This window comes from Neobacillus camarae (genome assembly GCF_054950115.1).
Genome location: NZ_JBUCKX010000003.1, coordinates 941,429 through 966,192, shown reverse-complemented (window position 1 = coordinate 966,192; position 24,764 = coordinate 941,429). Strand labels below are relative to the sequence as shown.

25 protein-coding genes are annotated in these 24,764 nt (G+C 41.4%); 24 read left to right on the top strand and 1 reads right to left on the bottom strand.

Annotated elements, in window-relative coordinates:
• The first annotated feature begins 17 nt into the window (after positions 1 to 17).
• The 7 genes from hrcA to mtaB all read left to right on the top strand — a co-directional run bounded on the left by hrcA (position 18) and on the right by mtaB (position 8,094).
• Positions 18 to 1,040: a heat-inducible transcriptional repressor HrcA gene (hrcA, locus tag ACY8D0_RS20150; protein WP_462412525.1), complete on the top strand. Its 1,023-nt coding sequence runs from the start codon at positions 18 to 20 to the stop codon at positions 1,038 to 1,040.
• Between the two features lie 106 nt (positions 1,041 to 1,146).
• Positions 1,147 to 1,764, top strand: coding sequence for a nucleotide exchange factor GrpE (gene grpE, locus ACY8D0_RS20145; protein ID WP_462412270.1), 618 nt, complete (start codon positions 1,147 to 1,149; stop codon positions 1,762 to 1,764).
• A 30-nt stretch (positions 1,765 to 1,794) separates the two neighbouring features.
• Positions 1,795 to 3,630 carry a molecular chaperone DnaK gene (dnaK, locus tag ACY8D0_RS20140; RefSeq protein ID WP_462412269.1) on the top strand — a complete coding sequence of 612 codons (1,836 nt, stop codon included), beginning with the start codon at positions 1,795 to 1,797 and terminating at the stop codon, positions 3,628 to 3,630.
• Positions 3,631 to 3,772: 142 nt separating this feature from the next.
• Positions 3,773 to 4,915, top strand: a complete 1,143-nt coding sequence (dnaJ, locus tag ACY8D0_RS20135) for a molecular chaperone DnaJ (protein ID WP_462412268.1) — start codon at positions 3,773 to 3,775, stop codon at positions 4,913 to 4,915.
• A gap of 19 nt (positions 4,916 to 4,934) precedes the next feature.
• Entirely contained in the window at positions 4,935 to 5,876 is a 942-nt protein-coding gene (gene prmA / locus ACY8D0_RS20130; RefSeq protein ID WP_462412267.1) for a 50S ribosomal protein L11 methyltransferase, read from the top strand.
• A 104-nt stretch (positions 5,877 to 5,980) separates the two neighbouring features.
• Positions 5,981 to 6,730, top strand: coding sequence for a 16S rRNA (uracil(1498)-N(3))-methyltransferase (locus ACY8D0_RS20125; RefSeq protein WP_462412266.1), 750 nt, complete (start codon positions 5,981 to 5,983; stop codon positions 6,728 to 6,730).
• A gap of 8 nt (positions 6,731 to 6,738) precedes the next feature.
• Complete coding sequence (gene mtaB / locus ACY8D0_RS20120) at positions 6,739 to 8,094, top strand: tRNA (N(6)-L-threonylcarbamoyladenosine(37)-C(2))-methylthiotransferase MtaB (protein WP_462412265.1); 1,356 nt, start codon at positions 6,739 to 6,741, stop codon at positions 8,092 to 8,094.
• 152 nt (positions 8,095 to 8,246) lie between these two features.
• On the opposite strand, the gene ACY8D0_RS20115 is transcribed toward mtaB, so the two are convergent.
• Positions 8,247 to 9,188: a Na/Pi symporter gene (locus ACY8D0_RS20115; protein WP_462412264.1), complete on the bottom strand. Its 942-nt coding sequence runs from the start codon at positions 9,186 to 9,188 to the stop codon at positions 8,247 to 8,249.
• A gap of 226 nt (positions 9,189 to 9,414) precedes the next feature.
• Between ACY8D0_RS20115 and rpsU the strand changes: the two genes are divergently transcribed.
• From rpsU to dnaG, 17 genes are all read left to right on the top strand, one after another.
• Positions 9,415 to 9,588, top strand: a complete 174-nt coding sequence (gene rpsU / locus ACY8D0_RS20110; protein ID WP_042458546.1) for a 30S ribosomal protein S21 — start codon at positions 9,415 to 9,417, stop codon at positions 9,586 to 9,588.
• A 21-nt stretch (positions 9,589 to 9,609) separates the two neighbouring features.
• Positions 9,610 to 10,056 carry a GatB/YqeY domain-containing protein gene (locus tag ACY8D0_RS20105; RefSeq protein ID WP_462412263.1) on the top strand — a complete coding sequence of 149 codons (447 nt, stop codon included), beginning with the start codon at positions 9,610 to 9,612 and terminating at the stop codon, positions 10,054 to 10,056.
• A gap of 136 nt (positions 10,057 to 10,192) precedes the next feature.
• On the top strand, positions 10,193 to 10,495 hold the full coding sequence (yqfC, locus tag ACY8D0_RS20100; RefSeq protein ID WP_462412262.1) for a sporulation protein YqfC: 303 nt from the start codon (positions 10,193 to 10,195) through the stop codon (positions 10,493 to 10,495).
• Positions 10,492 to 11,688, top strand: coding sequence for a sporulation protein YqfD (gene yqfD, locus ACY8D0_RS20095; protein WP_462412261.1), 1,197 nt, complete (start codon positions 10,492 to 10,494; stop codon positions 11,686 to 11,688). The genes yqfC and yqfD overlap by 4 nt, the downstream gene beginning before the upstream one ends.
• On the top strand, positions 11,685 to 12,656 hold the full coding sequence (locus ACY8D0_RS20090; RefSeq protein ID WP_462412260.1) for a PhoH family protein: 972 nt from the start codon (positions 11,685 to 11,687) through the stop codon (positions 12,654 to 12,656). The genes yqfD and ACY8D0_RS20090 overlap by 4 nt, the downstream gene beginning before the upstream one ends.
• Positions 12,657 to 12,844: 188 nt before the next feature.
• A complete protein-coding gene (locus tag ACY8D0_RS20085; protein ID WP_462412259.1) occupies positions 12,845 to 15,016 on the top strand; it encodes an HD family phosphohydrolase in 2,172 nt (723 codons plus the stop codon).
• Positions 15,013 to 15,480 carry an rRNA maturation RNase YbeY gene (gene ybeY / locus ACY8D0_RS20080; RefSeq protein ID WP_462412258.1) on the top strand — a complete coding sequence of 156 codons (468 nt, stop codon included), beginning with the start codon at positions 15,013 to 15,015 and terminating at the stop codon, positions 15,478 to 15,480. The genes ACY8D0_RS20085 and ybeY overlap by 4 nt, the downstream gene beginning before the upstream one ends.
• On the top strand, positions 15,458 to 15,844 hold the full coding sequence (locus ACY8D0_RS20075) for a diacylglycerol kinase family protein (RefSeq protein ID WP_462412257.1): 387 nt from the start codon (positions 15,458 to 15,460) through the stop codon (positions 15,842 to 15,844). Before ybeY ends, ACY8D0_RS20075 begins: the two co-directional genes overlap by 23 nt.
• Positions 15,845 to 16,003: 159 nt before the next feature.
• Positions 16,004 to 16,405 carry a cytidine deaminase gene (locus tag ACY8D0_RS20070; protein WP_462412256.1) on the top strand — a complete coding sequence of 134 codons (402 nt, stop codon included), beginning with the start codon at positions 16,004 to 16,006 and terminating at the stop codon, positions 16,403 to 16,405.
• Positions 16,395 to 17,318 carry a GTPase Era gene (gene era / locus ACY8D0_RS20065; RefSeq protein ID WP_462412255.1) on the top strand — a complete coding sequence of 308 codons (924 nt, stop codon included), beginning with the start codon at positions 16,395 to 16,397 and terminating at the stop codon, positions 17,316 to 17,318. The genes ACY8D0_RS20070 and era overlap by 11 nt, the downstream gene beginning before the upstream one ends.
• 161 nt (positions 17,319 to 17,479) lie before the next feature.
• Positions 17,480 to 17,623, top strand: coding sequence for a YqzL family protein (locus ACY8D0_RS20060; protein ID WP_462412254.1), 144 nt, complete (start codon positions 17,480 to 17,482; stop codon positions 17,621 to 17,623).
• A gap of 34 nt (positions 17,624 to 17,657) precedes the next feature.
• Positions 17,658 to 18,410 carry a DNA repair protein RecO gene (gene recO / locus ACY8D0_RS20055; RefSeq protein WP_462412253.1) on the top strand — a complete coding sequence of 251 codons (753 nt, stop codon included), beginning with the start codon at positions 17,658 to 17,660 and terminating at the stop codon, positions 18,408 to 18,410.
• A 357-nt stretch (positions 18,411 to 18,767) separates the two neighbouring features.
• On the top strand, positions 18,768 to 20,150 hold the full coding sequence (locus ACY8D0_RS20050; protein WP_462412252.1) for a glycine--tRNA ligase: 1,383 nt from the start codon (positions 18,768 to 18,770) through the stop codon (positions 20,148 to 20,150).
• 136 nt (positions 20,151 to 20,286) lie between these two features.
• The gene (locus tag ACY8D0_RS20045) at positions 20,287 to 20,919 is read left to right on the top strand and encodes a transcriptional regulator CcpN (RefSeq protein ID WP_462412251.1); all 633 of its coding nucleotides are present in this window, start codon (positions 20,287 to 20,289) and stop codon (positions 20,917 to 20,919) included.
• 33 nt (positions 20,920 to 20,952) lie between these two features.
• A complete protein-coding gene (locus ACY8D0_RS20040) occupies positions 20,953 to 21,768 on the top strand; it encodes a pyruvate, water dikinase regulatory protein (protein ID WP_462412250.1) in 816 nt (271 codons plus the stop codon).
• Between the two features lie 646 nt (positions 21,769 to 22,414).
• The gene (locus ACY8D0_RS20035) at positions 22,415 to 22,831 is read left to right on the top strand and encodes a YaiI/YqxD family protein (protein ID WP_462412524.1); all 417 of its coding nucleotides are present in this window, start codon (positions 22,415 to 22,417) and stop codon (positions 22,829 to 22,831) included.
• 112 nt (positions 22,832 to 22,943) lie between these two features.
• The gene (gene dnaG, locus ACY8D0_RS20030; protein ID WP_462412249.1) at positions 22,944 to 24,752 is read left to right on the top strand and encodes a DNA primase; all 1,809 of its coding nucleotides are present in this window, start codon (positions 22,944 to 22,946) and stop codon (positions 24,750 to 24,752) included.
• Positions 24,753 to 24,764: the final 12 nt, after the last annotated feature.

Sequence of the window (24,764 nt, the reverse complement as noted above, 5' to 3'; positions counted from 1 at the left end):
AACAGAGGTGATGAATGTTGTTAACAGATCGTCAATTATTAATTCTTCAAGTAATAGTGGATGATTTTATTCGATCTGCACAACCAGTCGGCTCTAGAAGTTTGTCGAAAAAGGGGGAAATCTCCCTAAGTTCGGCAACAATCCGCAACGAAATGGCTGACTTGGAAGAGATGGGGTTTATAGAAAAGACCCATACCTCTTCAGGGCGAGTGCCATCTGAAAAGGGTTATCGCTATTACGTAGACCATTTGCTTTCGCCTCAGGCGTTAGACCAGCAGGATATTAAAATTATCCAATCCATATTTGCTGAAAAGATTTTTGAATTTGAAAAAATCATTCAAAGGTCGGCAAAAATATTGTCTGAGCTAACCAACTATACGTCTATTGTTCTTGGACCCGCAGTCAGTGTGAATAAATTAAAAAGGATCCAAATTATTCCTTTAAATAAAGAAACAGCTGTGGCAATCCTAGTGACAGATTCTGGTCATGTGGAAAACAGAACCTTTTCTCTGCCGGGTTCGATTAACTCTAGTGATTTGGAAAAAATGGTAAACATCCTGAATGAGCGGTTGAATGGGGTTCCACTTGATGAACTGCATGATAATATTTACAAAGAAGTGGCTTCACTGCTTAAGCAACATATTAACAATTATGATTGGCTTCTTCATTCTATTGCGGAAACCGTTAAAATTCCGAACACAGAGAAACTATTTTTTGCCGGAAAGACGAATATGTTAAGTCAGCCGGAATTCCATGATATTACAAAAGTGCGAAACCTGTTAACCATCATTGATCACGAAGAATGGATTACTGATATGATTCGGAGCAATTCGGCCGGGATACATGTGAAGATTGGCAGCGAAATTCAAAACAGCATCATGGAAAATTGCAGTTTAATAACCGCAACATATTCTGCAGGATCGGAAAAGTTGGGGACAATTGCCATTCTGGGTCCGACAAGGATGGAGTATTCACGGGTTATTGGTTTGCTTAAACTTTTAAGCCGTGATTTGAGTTCCGTTTTAACAAAGCGGTATTAATATAAATAGCACTGGCCATATTTAGTAAGGGTGAACCCCCGATTTCACCCCGCTTGCTATTTTTATATGTTATTAATGGTTGATTCATTTTGAGGAGGTGAGTAAGTTGACTGAAGAACAGAATAATACTGCCAGCGTCGAAGAAGAAACAATAAATAGCACTGGTGAGCTTACTGAAGACCGAGCTGCTGAAACAAACCTAGATGACATTTCATCTGCCGAAGCGGTTGAAGAAAATCAAGAAGCTGCCCAAACCGATGCCATCCAAGAATTACAGGAGCAAATCCAAGCTTTGAACCAAAAACTAGAAGAAGCCGAAAACCGGAATTTGCGCCTCCAAGCTGATTTTGATAATTTCCGCCGCCGAACAAGGTTAGATCAGGAAGCGAGCGAAAAATATAGAGCCCAAAAACTTGTAACAGATTTATTGCCTGCAATGGATAACTTCGAAAGAGCCTTGCAAATTGAGGCTGACAATGAACAGGCAAAATCACTGTTACAAGGAATGGAAATGGTTTACCGTAGCCTTGCCGATGCACTGAAAAAAGAAGGCGTGGAATCAATTGAAGCTGTTGGAAAAGAATTTAATCCCCACCAGCATCAAGCGGTCATGCAAGGTGAGGACCCTAACTATGGTTCCAATGTAGTAATTGAAGAATTCCAAAAGGGTTACCTGCTAAAGGATCGAGTAATTCGTCCTGCGATGGTGAAAGTAAATCAATAGTTTACATAATGTTTAAGGAGGAATAAGTCAATGAGTAAGATAATCGGTATTGACCTAGGGACAACGAACTCTTGTGTAGCTGTACTAGAAGGCGGCGAACCTAAGGTTATTCCTAATCCAGAAGGAAATCGCACTACTCCATCTGTTGTTGCCTTTAAAAATGGGGAACGCCAGGTGGGGGAAGTGGCTAAGCGCCAAGCCATTACGAACCCAAATACAATCATCTCCATCAAACGTCATATGGGAACAAACCATAAGGAGGAAATTGAGGGGAAACAATATACGCCACAAGAAATTTCGGCTATTATCCTGCAATATTTAAAATCCTATGCTGAGGACTATCTAGGCGAAACTGTGACAAAAGCAGTTATTACTGTTCCAGCATATTTTAATGATGCTGAACGCCAAGCAACGAAAGACGCTGGTAAAATTGCCGGTCTTGAAGTTGAACGTATTATCAATGAGCCAACTGCTGCAGCATTAGCATACGGTTTAGATAAAACGGATCAAGACCAAACCATTCTAGTTTATGACCTTGGCGGCGGTACCTTTGACGTATCCATTCTTGAACTGGGTGACGGTGTATTTGAAGTTAAAGCAACTGCCGGGGATAATCGTCTCGGTGGAGATGATTTTGACCAAGTCATCATCGATTATTTAGTTGAACAATTCAAAAAAGACAACGGTGTTGACCTTTCGCAAGATAAAATGGCATTGCAGCGGTTAAAGGATGCGGCTGAAAAAGCGAAAAAGGACCTTTCTGGGGTAACATCTACCCAAATTTCTTTACCATTCATCACAGCAGGCCCTGCAGGCCCGCTTCATTTGGATGTTACCATGACTAGAGCAAAATTTGATGAGTTAACCGCTCACCTTGTTGAACGGACAATGGGTCCTGTTCGCCAAGCATTAAGTGATGCCGGGTTATCCTCTTCCGAAATTGATAAAGTTATTCTTGTCGGTGGTTCCACTCGTATTCCAGCCGTACAAGAGGCTATAAAAAAGGCAACTGGCCAAGAGCCGCACCGCGGTGTTAATCCGGATGAAGTTGTTGCAATGGGTGCAGCTATTCAAGGCGGCGTGATCACTGGAGATGTTAAGGATGTTGTACTTCTTGACGTAACTCCTCTATCACTTGGAATTGAAACAATGGGCGGCGTATTTACGAAGTTAATTGATCGGAATACCACCATCCCAACATCTAAATCTCAGATTTTCTCAACTGCAGCCGATAGCCAAACGGCGGTTGATATCCATGTCCTTCAAGGTGAGCGCCCAATGGCAGCCGATAATAAAACATTGGGACGTTTCCAATTGTCCGACATTCCGCCTGCACCACGCGGTATTCCACAAATCGAAGTAACTTTCGATATAGATAAGAACGGAATAGTGAATGTTCGTGCGAAAGACCTTGGCACAAACAAAGAACAACAAATTACCATTAAATCCTCAACTGGACTTTCAGATGAAGAGATTCAAAAAATGGTAAGGGAAGCAGAAGAAAACGCTGAAGCGGATAAGAATCGCAAAGAAGAAGCCGAGCTCCGAAATGAGGCTGACCAGCTAGTATTTACGACTGAGAAAACTTTAAAAGACCTTGAAGGTAAGGTAGATGCTGCTGAAGTGGCGAAAGCTAACGAAGCGAAGGATGCTTTTAAAAAAGCGATTGAGAGCAATGATTTAAATGAAATGCGTGCGAAAAAAGATGCTCTACAAGAAATCGTTCAAGCGTTGACTGTTAAACTGTATGAGCAAGCAGCCCAAGCACAGCAAGCACAGCAAGGCGGTACAGACCCTCAAGGTTCCGCAAAAAAAGATGACGATGTCATTGATGCTGAGTTTGAAGAAGTAAAAGACGATAAATAATCACTACCACATATAAATTCAGGAAAGGTCAAAGTCAACATACAAGGCTTTGGCTTTTTCTTTGACGAGATAGTTTTTATTGCGTTCTGCTTCTTTAGGGTGTTAAAATAACTTTTATGTGACAGATTCGGGAGTGGTAATCATGAGTAAACGAGATTACTATGAGGTGTTGGGTGTCAGCAAAAGCGCCTCAAAGGATGAAATAAAAAAGGCTTATCGCAAGCTGTCAAAAAAATATCATCCGGATATCAATAAAGAACCGGATGCTGCCGAAAAATTCAAGGAAATCGCGGAAGCATACGAAGTGTTAAGTGATGACCAGAAGAAAGCACACTATGACCAATTCGGCCATACGGATCCGAACCAAGGTTTTGGCGGTTTCGGCGGCGGCGGTGGTGATTTTGGCGGCTTTGGCGGATTCGAAGATATCTTCAATACTTTTTTTGGCGGCGGCGGTGGCGGTTCGCGGAGAAGAGATCCAAACGCGCCTAGACAAGGAGCGGATTTACAATACAATATGACAATTTCCTTTGAGGAAGCAGCCTTTGGAAAAGAAGCTGAAATCGAAATACCAAGGGAAGAAACATGTTCAACTTGCCATGGCTCTGGTGCCAAGCCGGGAACAAAGGCGGAAACCTGCCGTCACTGTCAAGGTTCTGGACAAGTAAGCGTTGAGCAAAATACTCCATTTGGCAGGATTGTGAATCGGCGAACATGTCATGTTTGTAATGGTACCGGAAAAGAAATTAAACAAAAATGCTCCACATGCGCCGGTTCTGGCAGAGTGAAAAAACGCAACAAAATTCAAGTGAAAATTCCTGCCGGTATAGATGACGGCCAGCAGCTAAGAATGTCTGGCAAAGGAGAAGCGGGTATTAATGGCGGACCAGCCGGAGATCTTTATATTGTGTTCCACGTCCGCCCTCATGAATTCTTCCAAAGAGTGGACGATGACATTTATTGTGAAACCCCTATCACCTTTGTTCAGGCAGCTTTAGGGGATGAGATTGAAGTTCCAACGCTCCATGGAAAAGTGAAATTGAAAATTCCTGCGGGCACCCAAACCGGCAAAAAGTTCCGGTTGAAAGAAAAAGGGGTACCGAATGTCCGTGGATTTGGTATTGGCGATCAATATGTCACTGTCCAGATCGTCACACCGACAAAGCTTTCGGAAAAGCAAAAGCAACTGTTAAAAGAGTTTGCTGAACTGAGTGGGTCTGCACCTATGGGCGAACATGAGGAAACCCTTTTCTCTAAATTTAAACGTGCCTTTAAAGGCGAGTAAGGATTGGAGTTGGCAGAAAATGAAGTGGTCGGAAATTAGTATCCACACAACAAACGAAGCGATCGAACCTATTTCTAATATTTTGCACGAGGCCGGAGCGAGCGGGGTTGTGATTGAAGATCCATTTGAGTTGACAAAGGAAAGGCAAGATCAATTCGGGGAAATCTACCAACTCAATCCAGATGACTATCCAGAAGAGGGTGTAATCGTTAAAGCCTATTTACCGATTAACAGTTTTTTAGGAGAAACGGTTGAAGCTATTAAGGAATCGATAAATAACTTGATTCTTTATAATATTGATATTGGACTTAATCAAGTGACTATTAGTGAGGTCCATGAGGAAGAATGGGCTACCGCCTGGAAGAAATACTATCATCCCGTAAAAATTTCCAAGCGATTTACAATCGTCCCAACATGGGAGATTTATGAACCCGTAAGCAGTGATGAATTAATTATTGAACTGGACCCAGGCATGGCATTTGGAACTGGTACCCACCCAACCACTGTCATGTGCATCCAAGCATTGGAGCGAACAGTCCAGCAAGGCGACCGGGTCATTGATGTGGGAACCGGTTCTGGTGTATTGAGCATAGCGGCTGCCATGCTCGGGGCAGAGGATGTCAGGGCATTTGACTTGGATGAAGTGGCTGTCACACAGGCGAGATTGAATATTAAGCTCAATAAGGTCCATGATCGAGTGACCATTGGACAGAACAATCTTTTAGACGGGGTTCAGGAAAAATCGGCTGACTTAATTGTGGCTAATATATTAGCGGAGGTCATTGTTCGGTTTACTGAAGATGCGGCCCGCGTAATTAAGCCTGGGGGCCACTTCATTGCCTCTGGTATTATCCAGCAAAAAAAGGAACAGGTAAAACAAGCTTTATCAGAAGTCGGGTTTGAACTCGTTGAGACCATTGCCATGGAAGACTGGGTTGCATTAATTGCGAAAAAGGTATAATCTGATGAAAAAGGGGAATACCCCTTTTTTTACTGTGTTTATCTTTGAAAATACGACTTACTTTTAGTAGGGAGTAAAATGTTTTATTAGAAAGGGTGCATCGTGTGCAACGCTACTTTGTTAACCACAGGGCAAGCGATCAGCATTTCTATATTGAAGGAGAAGACCGCCATCATATCGTAAAAGTGATGCGGATGGAAATCGGTGATCAAATCATCTGTGTCGACCCAGAAGGTAACCAGGCTGTTTGCCGGCTTACAGAAATTACCGATGAAAGAGTCGTTGCAGACGTTGTACAATGGAACGAAGGTCATTCAGAGCTCCCCATTTCAGTTACAATTGCCAGCGGACTTCCTAAAGGGGATAAGTTGGAATGGATTATACAAAAAGGCACCGAACTGGGTGCAAATCAGTTTATTCCATTCTCCGCGGCAAGGTCCGTTGTGAAATGGGATGGAAAAAAGGCAGGAAAGAAACTGGAACGCTGGCAAAAAATCGCCAAAGAGGCAGCCGAACAGTCTCATCGCATAAAAGTTCCTGAAATTATCCAGCCATTGAGTTTCCATGAATTGTTAGCGAAAAGTAACGAATTTGATTATAAATTAGCCGCTTTTGAGGATGAAAGCAGAAATGGTGAGGTTTCTGTTTTTTCTTCAACTTTACAGAAAATGAAAAATGGTGATTCTCTTCTTATTGTTTTTGGCCCCGAAGGCGGATTAGCGGACCAGGAAGTCCGTACTTTAAAGGATAACGGATTTCAACTTTGCGGACTCGGACCGCGCATATTACGAACGGAAACCGCTCCATTATATTCACTTGCTGCTGTTTCCTATCATTTTGAATTATTGAGGTGAACTATTTTATGCCAACAGTTGCGTTTCATACACTTGGATGCAAGGTAAACCACTATGAAACTGAAGCCATCTGGCAATTATTTAAACAAGAGGGCTACGATCGTGTAGATTTTGAAGCCACTTCAGATGTATACGTTATTAATACTTGTACGGTGACAAACACTGGCGATAAAAAAAGCCGCCAGGTGATTCGCCGTGCCGTACGGAAAAACCCTGATGCGGTCATTTGTGTGACAGGATGCTATGCCCAAACCTCTCCTGCAGAAATTATGGCGATCCCTGGTGTCGATATTGTGGTCGGTACACAGGATCGCGTAAAAATGCTGAATTATATCGAGCAATATAAGCGGGAACGCCAGCCAATTAATGGCGTGGGCAATATCATGAAGAACCGTGTTTATGAGGAATTGGATGTTCCTTCCTTTACAGACAGGACGCGGGCTTCCCTGAAAATTCAAGAAGGCTGCAATAACTTCTGCACATTTTGCATTATTCCTTGGGCGCGGGGGTTAATGAGATCGCGTGATCCGCAAGAAGTCATCCACCAAGCTCAACAGTTGGTCGATGCGGGGTATAAGGAGATTGTGTTAACCGGTATCCATACTGGCGGTTATGGAGAGGACATGAAAGACTATAATCTTGCCTCGCTGTTGCGTGATTTAGAAGCGCAGGTAAATGGTATCGAACGGTTGAGAATCTCTTCCATTGAAGCCAGCCAAATTAGCGATGAAGTCATTGAGGTCATTAACAATTCAAAAATTGTGGTACGTCACTTGCATATTCCAATCCAATCCGGCTCAAACACTGTTTTAAAACGGATGCGCCGTAAATATACTATGGAGTTCTTTGCTGAGCGTCTGGAGCGCCTGAAAGAAGTCTTGCCTGGCCTTGCGGTTACATCTGATGTTATCGTCGGGTTCCCAGGTGAAACAGAAGAAGAATTCATGGAAACCTATAACTTTATTAAAGAACATAAGTTTTCAGAGCTTCATGTGTTCCCATACTCAAAGCGTACGGGTACTCCTGCTGCAAGAATGGAAGACCAAGTTGATGAGGAAGTCAAGAATGAACGCGTACACCGTTTAATCACCTTATCCGATCAGCTGGCTAAAGAGTACGCATCGCAATTTGAAGGGGAAGTTTTAGAAGTCATCCCAGAGGAAAAATTCCGCGAAGATCCGAATTCCGGTTTGGTTGAGGGCTATACGGATAATTACCTCAGAGTTGTTTTCGAGGGAACGGAAGACATGTTTGGCCAGTTAGTTAAAGTAAAAATAACCAAACCAGGTTACCCATTTAATGAGGGACAATTTGTCCGTGTGGTAGAGCATTCTACGATTACAAATAAACAAGCTGCAGTATAAAAAAGGGCCGTTTCCGGCCCTTTTTTATTAGTTTATGAAGGACATTTTGTAGAAAATATCAAGATGAAATGTCTTTCATCGGGCAAATGAAGAACGGTTTGTTCCTAATGTGGCACTTATTTGAACTTCATCGACGGACGTTTCCGATCTTATCATGTTTGTTTCGGCTTTGGTTTTCTATCATGCAAAAACAATATCATTTCCCCAAATTTCGTGGCGAAAGGCAGTACTGCCAGTGAAGAAACCACGTTGAAAATCACACTGATATGGGCCAATTGAACATTGACGCTGTCAGCCAATAATGGTGCATTTTCCGTCAAGAAAGGAATAAGCGGGATAAACAGTAAAACTCCCAACACGTTTAACCAGACGTGCGCGAATGCCGCTAACTTGGATTCCCGGCCGCCCCCAATGGAGGCAATGACTGCGGTAATGCATGTCCCTATGTTGGCCCCCAGGACAATTGCAATCCCTGCCTCGAGCTGCAGCAGCCCTGCCATTAAAAACCCCATCGCAATCCCTGTCATTGCCGTACTCGACTGTATAATGGCCGTAATTATCGCACCCGTTACAAGGCTCATGAGAATATTGTCATTAATACTTAAAATAAATCGATGGATGACTGCCATGGAGGTAAGTGGCTCCGCCAATAACTCAAACCCTTTCATGGCTGTGAAAACGGAGGCGATTCCTAACAAAAGCATACCGGTACTTCTGATTGTTCGATTTGGCATTATGATGAACAATGCTCCGATAACGGCAAACGGGACAAGGACAATATCTATATTAAATGTAATTAATTCGGTTTTGAAAGTAGTCCCGATATTGGTTCCAAGAATAATGCCAATGGATTGAGGAAATGTCATGATTCTTGCAGAAATCAGGCCAATAGTTATCACCATAACCGCGGAGCTGCTCTGCAAAAGGGCTGTAATAAAAGTTCCGGTCAGCATTCCTTTTAATGGAGTATCCGTTAACTTAATCAGCCAGGTTTTCAAATTTTTCGCGGACAAATTAAATAGTCCAAACCTGATAATTGTCATTCCAAAAATAAATAATAAAATACAAAGTACAAATAATAGTGCATATAGCATGTCACTAGGCACCCCCTTCTTCATTGTATGGCCGGCATGGAGGGGACATGCCATTTCATTGGGAAAATCAGACAAGTTAAAAATAATCGTAAATTTTATGCATAAAAAAGTCATTTCTCAATAGTGTAACTGTTAATTTCAGTTGACCTTGTTTCAAGGTTATATTATAATTGCATGGTACATGGATTGATGTAAGTGTGTTGTGTTTCGGAGGGAGGGAAAGAGGATGTCTAAAACCGTCGTTCGTAAAAACGAATCGCTTGAAGATGCTCTTCGTCGCTTCAAACGTTCTGTATCAAAAACAGGTACTTTGCAAGAGGCTAGAAAGCGCGAATTCTACGAAAAACCAAGTGTAAAACGTAAGAAAAAGTCTGAAGCAGCAAGAAAACGTAAGTATTAGTATTAAGAGGGTGTAACACACATGAGTCTTCTAGAGCGTTTAAATAATGACATGAAACAAGCGATGAAAAATAAGGAAAAAGACAAACTGTCTGTGATTCGGATGATTAAGGCTTCTATGCAAAATGAAGCAATTAAGCTCGGCGTTAAAGAGCTGTCCGAACAGGATGAGTTGACGGTCCTTTCTCGCGAATTAAAACAACGCAAAGACTCCCTCCATGAGTTTGATAAAGCCGGTCGTGATGATCTGGTTGAAAAACTGCGTATAGAGATTGCCATCGTTGAGCTGTATATGCCAAAACAGCTTTCCGAGGACGAACTCGCGGAAATTGTAAAACAAACCATCTCTGAAGTCGGTGCAACATCAAAAGCGGATATGGGAAAAGTGATGTCTGCTGTCATGCCTAAGGTAAAAGGCCGGGCAGACGGGTCACTTGTTAATAAATTTGTACAACAACACCTTTCATAGTATTCTGACACCAAGACCACAGGAGACCTTTCCTGTGGTCTTTTTCCATATTGGACTTCCAATGGCTGTTCTTAAAAAAAAGTGCTAGAACCCTGTTTCATTTCATAAACATGAGATGAAAGGGGGTTCTTTTTTAATGGCAAAAAAATGGGGCCAGCGAATACGTCATTGGATGACGAAAAAAATGGATCTTCCTCAAGATGTCATCATGGATTTACCCCGCATTACGATGATTGGACAAATCCATATTTACATAGAAAATCACCGGGGATTGCTGGCGTTCACCGATAAAGAACTCCGCCTGTTGTTAAAACAGGGACAACTGCTGATAAAAGGCAAATCCTTTGTAATCAAAACCATTTTACCCGAAGAGATATTACTTGAAGGAAAAATTGATCAGGTCATCTATTTAACTGAAAACCCAGGAGGATCAGAATGAAGAACCAGTGGATGGAATTTATCTTTGGCAATGTGACCGTTAAGATAACAGGGAAAGGGACAGAGCGGTTTATCAATGTTTTGATTCGAAACGGATATCATCTTTGGAATGTGAAACGCCACGGTACAGAGACGATTACGTTTAGAATGAGATTAGATGACGCAAAGAAAATCAGGCCTTACATTCGAAACAGCGGTTTGAAACTGACGTTCCTGCAAAGAAATGGAGTCCCGTTTTTGTCTTTACGAATGCTAAAAAATAGCGGCTTTATTGCAGGAGCTGCTATTTTCCTGGTGATTATTTTTCTTTTATCTAACGTAATCTGGGGTATTGAAATTAAAGGGGCAAAGCCTGAAACGGAATATAAAATCCGCAAAGAATTGGACAAGATGGGGGTTAAGATCGGGAAGCTTCAATTTTCCGTTGAAAATGTGGAGGGAATTCAGCGCCAGTTAACCAATAACATCGGCGATCTTACATGGGTTGGGGTGGAGTTAAACGGGACAACCTATCATCTTCAAGTGGTTGAAAAAAATGAGCCGAAAAAGCCAGAACAATTGGCTCCGCAAAATCTTGTCGCTAAGAAAAAAGCCGTTATTGTTAAACACTATATTGAAGACGGGCAATTGATGGTTGATAAAAATGACCATGTAGAGCAGGGACAATTATTAGTATCTGGCCAAATCGGACAAGATGGACAAAATCCAAAGATGGTCGCCGCAAAAGGTGAGGTTTGGGGGGAGACATGGTATAAGAGTCATGTGGAACTGCCCTTTAAAACAAATTTTAAGGTATTTAAGGGCAATGAGACGATTAAGCACTCGATTCGATTTTGGAAACTGGAACTTCCGATATGGGGATTTGGCAAACCGGAATATAAAGAATACGAGACGGAAGTGGACGACCATAGGCTCCACTTTTTGAAATGGGAACTGCCTGTTACGTATGTAAAAAAAACCATTAGAGAACGGGAAGAATTTACACGTACTTACTCTGAGCAAGAAGCGGAACAAATTGCACTCGAATTGGCGAAAAAGGAAATAAAAAGCCGATTAGATGAAGATGCTATAATAAAAGATGAAAAAATTTTACACAAAGCTGTAGAAAATGGTAAGGTTATACTAGATATCCATTTTAAGATTATCGAAAATATTGCAGTTGGACTACCAATATCCGAGGAGACTCAGGAATGACAGTAAAGTTAACCACGATCAATGTACAGCTTGAAAATCCCACGGAGGCTATCGCTTTGCTGGGAAATTCAGATCAAAATCTAAAAATAATCGAGCAGGAGTTAGGCGTTTCCATTATCACTAGAGGAGAATCTGTCAGCCTTTCAGGAGATGCGGAAAAAACCGCTTTAGCCGGTGAAGTGATTAATCAGCTGATGATTGTAATCCGCAAAGGAATCAACATCAGTCAAACAGACGTCTTGTATGCCGTCCAAATGGCGCAAAAAGGGACGCTGGAGTATTTTGTCAATCTGTATGATGAGGAAATCGGTAAAACGGTCAAGGGTAAAACTATTCGCGTCAAAACAATGGGACAAAGACAGTATATCATGGCCATCCGTAAAAATGATTTAGTCTTTGGTATTGGACCGGCAGGCACCGGTAAAACCTATCTTGCGGTAGTGATGGCGGTCAATGCCCTTAAAAATGGCGAGGTCAATCGCATTATTTTAACGAGGCCGGCGGTGGAAGCTGGGGAAAGTCTTGGATTTTTGCCGGGTGATCTTAAGGAAAAGGTGGACCCTTATTTAAGGCCACTGTATGATGCGTTACACGATGTTTTAGGAGTCGAGCATACCCAACGGTTAATTGAACGCGGGACGATTGAAATTGCCCCGCTTGCCTACATGAGAGGGCGTACTCTAGAGGATGCCTTCGTTATTCTGGATGAAGCCCAAAATACGACCAATAAGCAGATGAAAATGTTTCTCACCAGACTTGGTTATGGCTCCAAAATGGTCATCACCGGGGACCAAACCCAAATTGATTTGCCTAAAGGGGCAAAATCAGGTTTGGTGGAAGCAGAAGTTATCTTGCGGAACGTGAAAGGTATTGGTTTTGTGAAGTTTGAACAGAGTGATGTAGTCCGCCATCCGTTAGTCGGAAGAATCATCGAGGCATATGAGAAACTATCCATCCAAAATACTTGATGCATTCTTAGGATACGCCTTTTTTCGGGGTATCCTTTTTTACTTTTAAATCACTTATTGAAAAACTTCATGGCTCAAGATGAAACTTAGCAGAAAAACTGATATTATTTTACATAAAGCATAATTTCCATTACAATCCATTTAATGAATGCGGCGGAAATTAACTGGCTGTGGCTGGAGGGATATAGTTGGACAAACTGCAGCAGAACTTCATACGGATCAGAAAATTGCTTGATGTCACTTTCTTTCGAATACTATTTTTTGTCTTGCTGGGAATGGTGTTATTTGCAGCCTTGTTCAGCAATGTGAAGCCGGAAAAATTAAATACGGATTTATTCTCGGTTGCAGAAAAGACCATTCGCTCACCAGGTACTGTAGAAGATAAACAAAGTACGGAAGCAAAACGTCAGGAGGAACGCGATCAAGTTAAGCCAGTTTATACATTGAAAAATGAATATACCCAAAATCGTGTCGATTTAATTTCCTCGATTTTTGAAACGGCTGTTGAAGTAAATAATCAAATAGCCGATGAACTAAAGAAACAGGAAGGCGGCTTACTCGAAGGAGACCAAACTTTTGTCTCAGGACCGAGCGTTTCCGAAAAAGCGGCTAGACTAAAAGATGAACTGACTGATACGGTTTCAAAACAGCTTCCCGAACAGGTGTTTACTGCATTGGTCCAAGCAAGTAACGATGAATTGTCAATCGCAAAGGATTTGACCGTTACGGCGATTAATAATGCCATGACGAGAAGAATCCCTTCAGACCAAGTAGAAAATGCCAAGAAAAGAGTCGAAGAAGAATTAAAGTATACCACCTTAAATGATAACCTTAAGCTAGCATCCATTGAATTGGGCAGGTATGCCATCGTCCAAAATGAGTTCTATGATTCAGGCAAAACCGAAGAACTGCGCAGGCAAGCGGCAGAAAATGTAGAACCGGTAAAAATCCTCCAAGGACAAATTATTGTCGAGCAGGGGGATCTGATTAATCAGGAGATTTATCGTCAATTGAAGCTAGTCGGATTGATTAGCAATGCCAAATCCTTGAAACCTTTTTTTGGGTTGTTGATTTTGATTATGGTGGTTCTTTCAGCCATCTATCACTATTTTCATCAGATGAATACTTCGCCGGAAAAGCGGCAAACCCATTTATTATTATATGGGATGATTTTTCTTGTCTCGATTGTCATCATGAAAATGATCAGTATACTGGGGGGATACTCTTGGTTGGGATATCTCTATCCGGCTGCCATGGGCGGGATGCTCATAAAAATCCTAATTGATGAAAAGCTCTCAATACTAACCTCCATTGTTTTTGCTGTGTGTGGAAGTGTATTATTTAATGAGGGCGTTACAGGAACTTTCAATTTTTCAGAAGGGATTTATGTTCTCTTCAGTGCTCTCGCTGCCATTCTGTTTTTAAGTAAACAGAATCAACGGTCAAAGATATTACAGGCAGGCTTGTTTGCCGCGCTTGTAAACCTATTGTCCATCGCTGTATTGCTATTTTTGCCAAACGGCCAGTATTCTGGCCAGGAATATGGTAATTTTGTTGTAACAGCGCTGGTTTCCGGCGTTGGTTCAGCCGTTTTAACCATCGGGCTATTACCGTTTTTTGAGGCCAGTTTTGGCATATTATCGACGATGAAACTTATTGAATTATCGAATCCCAATCATCCGCTTCTAAAAAAAATTTTAATGGAAGCCCCCGGAACCTATCATCATAGTGTTATGGTGGCAAATCTAGCGGAGTCGGCTTGTGAAGCAATCGGGGCAAACGGACTTTTGGCAAGGGTCGGAAGTTATTATCATGATATTGGAAAAACGAAGCGGCCAAACTTTTTTATAGAAAACCAAATGCATCATGATAATCCCCATGATCGACTGCCACCGGATAAAAGCGCATCGATTATTATTGCCCATGTAACAGACGGCGTGGCGATATTAAAAAAATTCCATTTGCCCCGTGAAATTGTCGAAATCGCCGAGCAGCATCATGGGACTACTTTACTAAAGTTCTTCTACCATAAGGCACTGCAAATGGACCCGGATACAAAAGAAGAGGATTTTCGCTACCCTGGGCCACGGGCGCAGTCGAAAGAATCTGCGGTTGTGGGAATAGCGGATAGCGTGGAAGCTGCTGTACGTTCTTTATCACAGCCGACACCAGAATTAATTGAGTCACTAGTCAAGAAAATTGTGGCCGACCGGCTTCAGGATGGCCAATTGAACGAATGCGACCTGACCATTAGGGAAATTGAAACGGTATCCCATACATTGTGTGAGACAGTAAAAGGAATTTTTCATTCAAGAATTGAGTATCCAGAATTAACGAAGAAAGTAGTGAAACAGGCATGACATTAATCATAGATTCAACCGACGAAACAAATGAATTAACCGAACAACAGATTATTGAGATTGAAAGATTGATCAGTTTTGCCGCCAAAAAACAAGAGGTTGGGAATAGTGAAGTATCGATCACTTTTGTGACCAACGAAAAAATACATGAGATTAACCGGGAATACAGGGATAAGGACGCACCCACAGATGTGATTTCTTTTGCACTCGAGGAGTTGGGGGAAGGAGAAACGGAATTAATTGGGGCTAATATGCCGCGGATTTTGGGGGATATCATTATCTCTATTCCTAAAGCAAGAGAACAAGCGGAAGAATACGGTCATAGTTTTTTACGCGAGCTGGGCTTTTTGGCGGTACACGGATTTTTACACCTACTGGGTTATGACCATATGAACGAGGAAGATGAAAAAGTAATGTTTACGTTGCAAAAGGAAATCTTAAATGAATATGGCCTCAAACGATAAGCAAAAGCCCCGGAGCTTTTTCCACTCGTTCTCCTATGCTGCCACTGGGATTATTACAGGTGTCAAACAGGAAAGAAATATGAGATTTCATTTATGCAGCGGTATTGCAGCTATCCTGCTAGGCTTCTTTTTATCCATTACCAGGACGGAGTGGATTATCATTCTGTTTGCCATAGGCGGCATGTTTGCTTTAGAATTAATGAACAGTGCGATTGAACGCGTAGTGGATATGGTTACTACAGAGTACCACCCGCTTGCACAACAAGCGAAGGACCTTGCGGCAGGGGCAGTATTTGTATACGCTTTACTTTCTCTTTTAACCGGGCTTATCATTTTTTTTCCGTATATTTACAAACTATTTTAACTGGCAAATAAAACTCCATATATTACTCGGATTTAAAATTTTTAAGAATATTTCAACTATTTTAAATTTTTATATTTTTTAATAATGGGTAATGATTTTCATGGAAATATGATGTAAAATAAAGGCACAGCAGTTTCCTGCTGGAAAGGAAGAAGACTAGTGAACATCGAACAATTAATCGAAGAAGCGAAGCTTGCAAGAGAGAAAGCTTATGTTCCTTATTCCAAATTTGGAGTAGGAGCAGCTTTGTTGACAAAAGACGGAAAAGTATATCATGGCTGTAACATAGAAAATGCCGCATACAGCATGTGCAATTGCGCGGAACGCACTGCCCTGTTTAAAGCATATTCTGAAGGAGATCGGGATTTTCAACTGATGGCCGTTGTAGCTGATACGGACCGGCCGTGCTCTCCTTGTGGCGCATGCCGTCAGGTTATTTCCGAATTATGCCCCAGTGATATGAAAGTGGTCCTCACGAATTTAAAAGGGGATATTCAAGAGATTACGGTCGCTGAATTACTTCCTGGTGCTTTTTCTCCGGAGGATTTACATGCTAAATAATACTAACGGAGCGAAGGATTTTAAATCAGGATTTATATCGATCATTGGCCGGCCAAATGTGGGAAAGTCAACATTTCTGAATCATGTCATTGGCCAAAAAATTGCGATAATGAGTGACAAACCGCAAACAACCCGAAACAAGATTCAGGGTGTTCTGACATTGGCGGATTCACAGATGATTTTTATAGATACACCAGGAATTCATAAACCTAAACACAAACTAGGCGACTTTATGATGAAAGTAGCCCAAAATACACTAAAAGAAGTGGACTTAATTCTTTTTATGGTCAATGCCGAGGAAGGATTCGGCCGCGGTGAGGAATTTATCCTGGAGAAATTCGAAAAAACGGACACCCCGGTCTTTTTGGTCATCAATAAAATTGACCGGATACATCCGGATGAATTACTGCCAATTATTGAAACGTATAAAGAAAAATATCCCTTCAAAGAGATTGTGCCAATATCGGCACTTGAAGGAAATAATGTTCATCGGCTATTGGAACAGATTAAAACGTATTTGCCAGCCGGGCCGCAGTACTATCCTACTGACCAGATAACCGACCACCCTGAACGGTTTGTCATAACAGAATTAATCAGGGAAAAAGCCCTTCATCTAACGAGGGAGGAAATCCCGCATTCCTTGGCTGTTGTGCTCGATAAAATGGAGCGGCAAAAGGGGAAAGATATTATTCACGTCATGGCAACCATTATTGTGGAACGTGATTCACAAAAGGGAATTATTATCGGAAAGCAAGGAAGTATGTTAAAAGAAATTGGTAAACGCGCGCGGGCCGATATTGAAAATCTTCTGGGATCAAAGGTCTTCCTTGAATTATGGGTCAAGGTGCAGAAAGATTGGCGGAACCGGATGTCCCAGCTCCGGGAGTATGGCTTTAATGAGGACGAATATTAACCGCTCACTTTAATTAGCGTATTAGTCTTGTTTATAAAATATGCATGAACAGGATTAACAAAATTTACGTTTCATGATTTTAGCAAAGGCAGGCTATGATAATTTGTAAGGTATGGGAATGTTTTAATCGCTAGTCTAAAATTAAAAAAGGTGGGGTTTTCATGTTGGATTTTACGTGGAAAGTATTTACCCGGACAGGTAATATTGACACATATCTTCTCTTTAAAGAGCTTGAGAAGGAAAACCAAGAAATACCCGGCAGTCCGAATGAAGAGCTAGCAGAAATCGATTTTCCTATTTCATAGGTTTGCCTTCCACTCGCTAGGATGGTGGCCACTTATGTTTCAAAAATGTGAAGGCATAGTCATCAGAACAACAGATTATGGCGAAACAAATAAGATTGTAACCATATATACAAGGGAATGGGGAAAGATTGGTGCGATGGCAAGAGGGGCTAAAAAGCCAAACAGCCGGCTTTCCTCAATTTCCCGGCTTTTTACACATGGCGACTTCCTTGTGCAAAGAAGTTCCGGACTGGGCAGTTTGCAGCAGGGGGAAATCATCACCTCGTTGCGTTCAATTACGGAGGATTTATTTTTAACCGCTTATGCGAGTTACATAGTCGAATTAACGGATAAATGCACGGAGGAGAAGAAGCCAAATCCATTCCATTTTGAACTGCTATACCAAACATTGAATTATCTTAACGAGGGCTATGACCCGGACGTGCTTAAGAATATTTATGAGATGAAAATGCTAAATGTGATGGGCCTTTATCCCACGCTCAATCAATGTTCCGTTTGCGGGAGTACAGACGGGCATTTTTCTTTTTCCATACGTGAAGGGGGATTCATCTGCCATCGATGTTTGGACAAGGATCCATACCATTTTAAAATCACTCCGGCCACCGTAAAGTTATTACGGTTATTCTATTATATGGACTTGTCTAGGTTAGGGAACATTTCAGTAAAGGACGAAACAAAGGCTGAGCTGAAACAGGTAATATCCGCTTATTATGAGGAATATTCTGGACTTCATCTCAAGACAAAGAAGTTTCTCGATTCGATGGATAAATTTCGTCCGATGTTATAGTTGTCTAGTTGACAATGACTACGCTTATCGTTTATATTTTGTTTAACTTATATATTTGCGTTGAGGGAAAGTAGTAATTAGCTGCTCTATAAAAGCGAACCTAGGACGGTGTAAGCTAGGGTATAGAGTACTAACGAAGGCATTCCTGAGCAATCGTGTAATTTTTAAGGTGGCTGTTTTTTGGCAGCAAATAGGGTGGAACCGCGGGTAACTCTCGTCCCTATGCTTTTTAAAGCATAGGGATGGGAGTTTTTTATTTTTTGTTGTTTTAAACTTTTTAAACCTTGTTGATTGGAGCGAAAATCAACAAACAAATTTTACAAACCCTAATTTTTTTAAAAAAAGGAGAAATACAAAATGAGTGTCACTATGGATCAAATCGTCGCCCATGCCAAACATAGAGGTTTTATTTTTCCAGGTTCAGAAATATACGGAGGCTTGGCTAATACGTGGGACTACGGCCCTCTAGGGGTTGAATTTAAAAATAATATCAAACAGGCTTGGTGGAAAAAATTTGTCCAGCAATCACCATACAATGTGGGCTTGGATGCAAGCATATTGATGAATCCACGAACATGGGAAGCATCCGGCCATATCGGAAACTTCAATGACCCAATGATTGACTGTAAAAATTGTAAGTCACGTCATCGTGCGGACAAATTAATTGAAAATGCTCTTGATGAAAAAGGCATTGAAACGGTGGTTGACGGCCTTCCTTTTTCCAAAATGGAAGAACTAATAAAGGAACACAATATTGCCTGCCCTGATTGTGGCAGCCATGATTTTACCGGAATCCGTCAGTTTAATCTTATGTTTAAAACTTTCCAAGGTGTTACCGAAACGAGCACGAATGAAATTTTCCTTCGCCCGGAAACAGCCCAAGGGATTTTCGTTAACTTTAAAAATGTTCAGCGGACCATGAGAAAGAAACTGCCATTTGGTATCGCTCAAATCGGGAAGAGCTTCCGCAATGAAATCACTCCTGGAAATTTCACCTTCCGCACCAGGGAATTTGAACAAATGGAGCTTGAATTCTTCTGTAAACCTGGTGAAGAATTAACCTGGTTCAATTACTGGAAACAGTTCGCCGAAAAATGGCTGCTTTCATTAGGCATGACTAATGAAAATCTAAGGCTTCGTGACCACTCGGAAGAGGAGCTTTCCCATTACAGCAATGCGACCACTGATTTTGAATATAAGTTTCCTTTTGGCTGGGGTGAGCTTTGGGGGGTTGCTTCACGGACTGACTATGATTTGAAGCAGCATATGGAATTCTCTGGCGAAGATTTTCATTATATTGATCCTGAGACTAACGAAAGATATATTCCATTCTGTATCGAACCTTCTTTAGGGGCAGACCGGGTAACTTTAGCTTTCTTAATTGATGCCTATGACGAGGAACAGCTGGAAGATGGAACGTCCCGAACCGTCATGCATTTCCATCCCGCGTTGGCACCATATAAAGCGACTGTTCTTCCGTTGTCCAAAAAGCTTTCCGAAGGTGCACGAGAAGTTTTTGCTGAACTGGCTAAACACTTTAACGTGGATTATGATGAGGCTGGTTCCATTGGCAAACGGTATCGCCGGAATGATGAAATCGGCACACCATATTGTATCACCTATGATTTTGATTCCCAAGAAGACCATATGGTGACAGTAAGGGACCGTGATACTATGGAACAAACCCGTCTGCCTATTTCAGAACTAGTTACATTTTTACAAGAAAAGATGACTTTTTAACATGATTAGAGGATGGCTCAAAAATAGAGTCATCCTCTTTCTAAAAGGATGAAGCAATAAGGTGAATTATTTCCATTAGATTAGGATTAGTATATAATATTCCTATTATACATATAACCTAATTTTGTTAGTAAGGGTGGTGAGGACAATCGAACTGACTAAACGCCAAGATCAGATTTTGCAAATTGTGAAGGGAAATGGACCAATAACCGGGGAGCAAATTGCTGATCAGCTAAACCTGACCAGGGCAACGTTACGTCCCGATCTTGCTATCTTGACAATGGCCGGTTTCCTTGATGCACGGCCCCGTGTCGGCTATTTTTATACCGGAAAATCAGGAACGCAGCTTTTGACGGAGAATTTACAAAAAATTTATGTGAAAGAATATCAATCCATTCCTGTCGTGGTAAGTGAAAGTGTTTCTGTATATGATGCGATATGTACCATGTTTCTTGAAGATGTTGGCACTTTATTTGTAGTGGATCAAACATCACATTTAGTGGGGGTTTTATCAAGAAAGGATCTGCTTCGGGCCAGCATTGGGAAACAGGAATTGACTGCGATTCCAGTAAATATTATTATGACTCGGATGCCCAACATCACGATGTGTGAGCGGGATGATTTACTGATTGATATCGCCAGGAAATTGATAGAAAAACAAATCGATGCGCTTCCTGTTGTTAGAAAAACAGAGGAAGGCTATGAGGTCATCGGCAGGATTACCAAAACCAATATCACAAAGGCTTTTGTTGCACTGGGAGAAGAGTAACTGAATTAGAATGAAGGAGATGATGGGGCACCAATGAGTTCACATGTCATTTATGTGGTATCAGATTCGGTAGGGGAAACAGCGGAATTAATGACCAAAGCCGCCATTAGCCAGTTTAATGGATCGGGAATGACTTTAAAAAGATTTCCTTATGTAGAGGACAATGAACATATCGATGAAGTTTTATCACTTGCTGCCATGGATCATGGCATGATTGCTTTCACGCTGGTTAAACCTGATATGCGTGCATACATGAAAGAGGCGGCTGAAAAACTCGACATTATGGCAGTTGATTTAATCGGGCCAATCATCGACCAGGTTCAAGGCTATAGCGGCAAGACGCCTTTATTTGAGCCGGGACTTGTCCGCAAACTGGACGAGGATTATTTTAAAAAAATTGAGGCGATTGAATTTGCGGTTAAATATGATGACGGCCGAGACCCACGCGGGATTTTGAAGGCAGATATCATTTTGATTGGGGTCTCCAGAACATCCAAAACGCCGCTATCACAATACCTGGCTCACAAGCGTTTGAAGGTGGCTAACGTGCCGATTGTCCCCGAGGTGGATCCTCCCGAGGAACTATTCACTGTTCCAAAGGAAAAATGTTTCGGATTAAAGATCAGTCCTGAGAAATTAAATGATATTAGACGCGAGCGGTTGATTTCTCTTGGGCTCAATGACCAAGCCAGCTATGCCAATATTAATCGCATTAAAGAAGAACTGGACTTTTTTGAAAAGATCGTGAATAAAATTAATTGTCCTGTAATTGATGTGACGAATAAAGCAGTTGAAGAAACGGCAAATGTTATTTTAAATTATTCCCAAAAAACAAAACCAAGAGGATGACACACAAAAGGCGAGAACCTGCCCGGACTATTGCAAGCCACTGCCCGATCGGCTTGCACTCATGGTAGGAGATGAGCAGGTTTGCGCTTTAGTGGTCATCCTTCTTTAAGGAAAGAATCTGTTATACGATAATGGCGATCTTCACGCTGTTGATCGGAGCGGTTAAGCTCGACTTCTACGGGAGTACGGAGCTAGGCAGCCCCCCCCCGCAGGCGCTACTAACGCCTAGGAGGCTCCAAGGCACGCCAGAGCGTTCGCTGAGCTTCTTTTGCTGCAATCAACAGCCAAGTTTAACAAAGCCTTATTCAAAAAAGTCACAAAAAAAATAAAAAAGTTATGGCGAAATGATATTATATCGACTATAATAAAAAATTGTGATAAAAATCCACACTTTATAGGTTTAGACTTTCTGATGAAGGAATAAACTATTTATTGTGAGATGTCAAGGGAACCCACAAAAAAAAATTCGACATAACCTCCTTCTGCTAACCGTGATTCTTAATGGGCAATAAAGCCCAAAACGTATGATTCTTAAGGACCTCGCCCCCAGGCGAGTTTTCCTTTCGCTAAGGACAGCGAGTTCATTTAAGCAGTTGTACTTTATAAATTTAATCAATTAAAGAAGGAATATGCGGAGTGATGTAGAATTAATACAGAGGAAAATGGCAGTCAGACAATTTATGTTGATGCAGATTCCTGTCCAGTTAAAGCGGAGATTGTCGAAATTGCTTCAGGTTATTCCATTCCTGTTCAATTTGTCGCTTCCTACGACCATCATATGAGAGAGGTAATTACATACGCTAGTTGGAAGTATGTTGATGCGGGAAAAGAAGCTGCGGATTTATTTATCATGAATCAAGCCCGCAGTGGAGACATTGTAATTACACAGGATATTGGTCTTGCTGCCACCTTACTGCCAAAGGGGGTTCATGTGTTGTCGCCAAAAGGTTCCTTATACGATGAAGACAAAATGCAGACTGCTTTGGAAATGCGGTGCGGTTCCTTCATGCTAAAGCCAGAAGAAGGGGAGAGTACGGAAAAGGGCCAAAACCATTTCAAATGAAAGACCGAATTAGGTTTGTGACAGAATTAACAAAAATTTTGTCGAATTTTGCAGGGATTAACTGATGAGGTATCGAATACTTGTAATAAAGTAATACAATGGAGATGTTTTCATGGCAGATCGTATTGCCGAAGAAAAAATTGACCAGGTTCGTCAGGCTGTTGATATCGTCGAAATCATTGGTGATTATGTACAGCTTAAAAAACAGGGACGAAATTACTTCGGATTATGTCCTTTCCATGGAGAAAATTCCCCATCGTTTTCGGTGTCACCGGATAAGCAAATTTATCATTGCTTTGGGTGTGGGGCCGGAGGTAATGTTTTTTCTTTTTTGATGGACATCGAAGGAATTTCATTCCAAGAAGCAGCCGTTAAACTGGCGGACAAAGTAAATATTGACCTTGATTTGAACCTTTCTTCCGTTCATAAAGAAAGAAAAGTTTCTAAAGAGATTCAATCCATGCTGGATGCGCATGAGCTCTTGCGTAAATTTTACCATCATCTGCTCATTAATACAAAGGAAGGTCAGCATGCTTTAGAATATCTTTTAGAAAGAGGTTTTACTCATGAGTCTATTGATAAATTCCAAATAGGTTATTCCTTAAATTCATGGGACTTTGTGGTGAAGTTTCTTTCTAAAAGAGATTACCCGCCCGAATGGATGGAAAAAGCCGGACTCATTATCAAACGTGAAAAGGATGGAACATATTTCGACCGATTCAGAGATCGGATCATGTTCCCTATTTTTGACCGTAATGGGAATACCATTGCTTTTTCAGGGAGATCACTGGGGGCCGGGGAGCCCAAATATTTAAATAGTCCCGAAACGGCAATATTTCATAAAAGTCAAACTTTATACAATTTTCATCAGGCCAAAATAAGTATAAAAAAATTGAACCAAGCCGTTTTATTTGAGGGGTTTGCGGATGTGATTGCCGCAGATCGGGCGGGCGTCGAAAATGGAATTGCCACTATGGGGACTGCATTAACGGATGATCATATCGCCCTGTTGCGCAGGAATGCGGATTCGGTCACCATTTGTTATGATTCCGATAATGCCGGAATTGAAGCAGCTTTCCGTGCGGGAAATCTGCTTACCGATGCGGGATTTCAACTAAAAGTAGCGCTAATGCCGGACGGCCTTGATCCTGATGAGTATATAAAAACGTATGGTCCGGAGAAGTTTCGCAATGAAGTGATTGGGGCAAGCCATACTTGGATGGGATTTAAATTTCTTTATTATCGAAGAGGGAAAAATCTCAACAATGAAGGAGATAGACTTTCATATATAGAAGAAATAATGCAAGAAATTAACAAGCTATCCAAAGTGGTCGAAAAGGACCACTACCTGCGGCAGCTTGCATCCGAATTTTCACTCTCATTGGATGCTTTAAAACAGCAGCAAAAACAAATTTATTTTGCGGAAAAGAAAGCGTCAGCGGGAGCTGCGCCTGTCAACCCAAAGCCGTTTATCATCCAAAAACAGGTGAGTGAGCTTAAGCCCGCTTATTATAAAGCGGAAAGATGCTTAATTGCTCACATGATGAAAAATCCTGAGGCGATTTATAAAGTTCAGGACCTATTACAAGGAAATACATTTAACGTCGATGAGCATCAAGCCATCATAACTTATCTGATAGGATTTTACGAAGATCACTTGGAACCAGATACAAGCGCATTTTTATCCTATATCCAAGATGAAAATCTTAGAAGAATGGTTGCCGATATCGAAATGATGGAAATTAATGATGAATTGGGTAATCAAGAATTATCAGATTATATCAAGCAAGTGTTGAAACATAAAAAAATGTTAAAGATAAAAGAAAAAGAAGCTGAACAAAAGGAAGCCGAGCGCCAGAGCAATATACCAAAAGCTGTGGCTTTAGGAAAAGAAATTCTTGCCTTGCGCAAGTCATTATAGATTTTAGTGTTT

Bases quoted from the DNA above. Each gene is read 5' to 3' on its own strand.
- ACY8D0_RS20075 (WP_462412257.1), top strand. From the start codon at position 15,458: ATGAATATGGCCTCAAACGATAAGCAAAAGCCCCGGAGCTTTTTCCAC.
- ACY8D0_RS20090 (WP_462412260.1), top strand. From the start codon at position 11,685: ATGACAGTAAAGTTAACCACGATCAATGTACAGCTTGAAAATCCCACG.
- dnaJ (WP_462412268.1), top strand. From the start codon at position 3,773: ATGAGTAAACGAGATTACTATGAGGTGTTGGGTGTCAGCAAAAGCGCC.
- ACY8D0_RS20040 (WP_462412250.1), top strand. From the start codon at position 20,953: ATGAGTTCACATGTCATTTATGTGGTATCAGATTCGGTAGGGGAAACA.
- prmA (WP_462412267.1), top strand. From the start codon at position 4,935: ATGAAGTGGTCGGAAATTAGTATCCACACAACAAACGAAGCGATCGAA.
- ACY8D0_RS20115 (WP_462412264.1), bottom strand. From the start codon at position 9,188: ATGCTATATGCACTATTATTTGTACTTTGTATTTTATTATTTATTTTT.
- yqfC (WP_462412262.1), top strand. From the start codon at position 10,193: ATGGCAAAAAAATGGGGCCAGCGAATACGTCATTGGATGACGAAAAAA.
- era (WP_462412255.1), top strand. From the start codon at position 16,395: ATGCTAAATAATACTAACGGAGCGAAGGATTTTAAATCAGGATTTATA.
- ACY8D0_RS20105 (WP_462412263.1), top strand. From the start codon at position 9,610: ATGAGTCTTCTAGAGCGTTTAAATAATGACATGAAACAAGCGATGAAA.
- ACY8D0_RS20060 (WP_462412254.1), top strand. From the start codon at position 17,480: ATGTTGGATTTTACGTGGAAAGTATTTACCCGGACAGGTAATATTGAC.
- rpsU (WP_042458546.1), top strand. From the start codon at position 9,415: ATGTCTAAAACCGTCGTTCGTAAAAACGAATCGCTTGAAGATGCTCTT.
- recO (WP_462412253.1), top strand. From the start codon at position 17,658: ATGTTTCAAAAATGTGAAGGCATAGTCATCAGAACAACAGATTATGGC.
- ACY8D0_RS20050 (WP_462412252.1), top strand. From the start codon at position 18,768: ATGAGTGTCACTATGGATCAAATCGTCGCCCATGCCAAACATAGAGGT.
- yqfD (WP_462412261.1), top strand. From the start codon at position 10,492: ATGAAGAACCAGTGGATGGAATTTATCTTTGGCAATGTGACCGTTAAG.
- mtaB (WP_462412265.1), top strand. From the start codon at position 6,739: ATGCCAACAGTTGCGTTTCATACACTTGGATGCAAGGTAAACCACTAT.
- ybeY (WP_462412258.1), top strand. From the start codon at position 15,013: ATGACATTAATCATAGATTCAACCGACGAAACAAATGAATTAACCGAA.
- dnaK (WP_462412269.1), top strand. From the start codon at position 1,795: ATGAGTAAGATAATCGGTATTGACCTAGGGACAACGAACTCTTGTGTA.
- dnaG (WP_462412249.1), top strand. From the start codon at position 22,944: ATGGCAGATCGTATTGCCGAAGAAAAAATTGACCAGGTTCGTCAGGCT.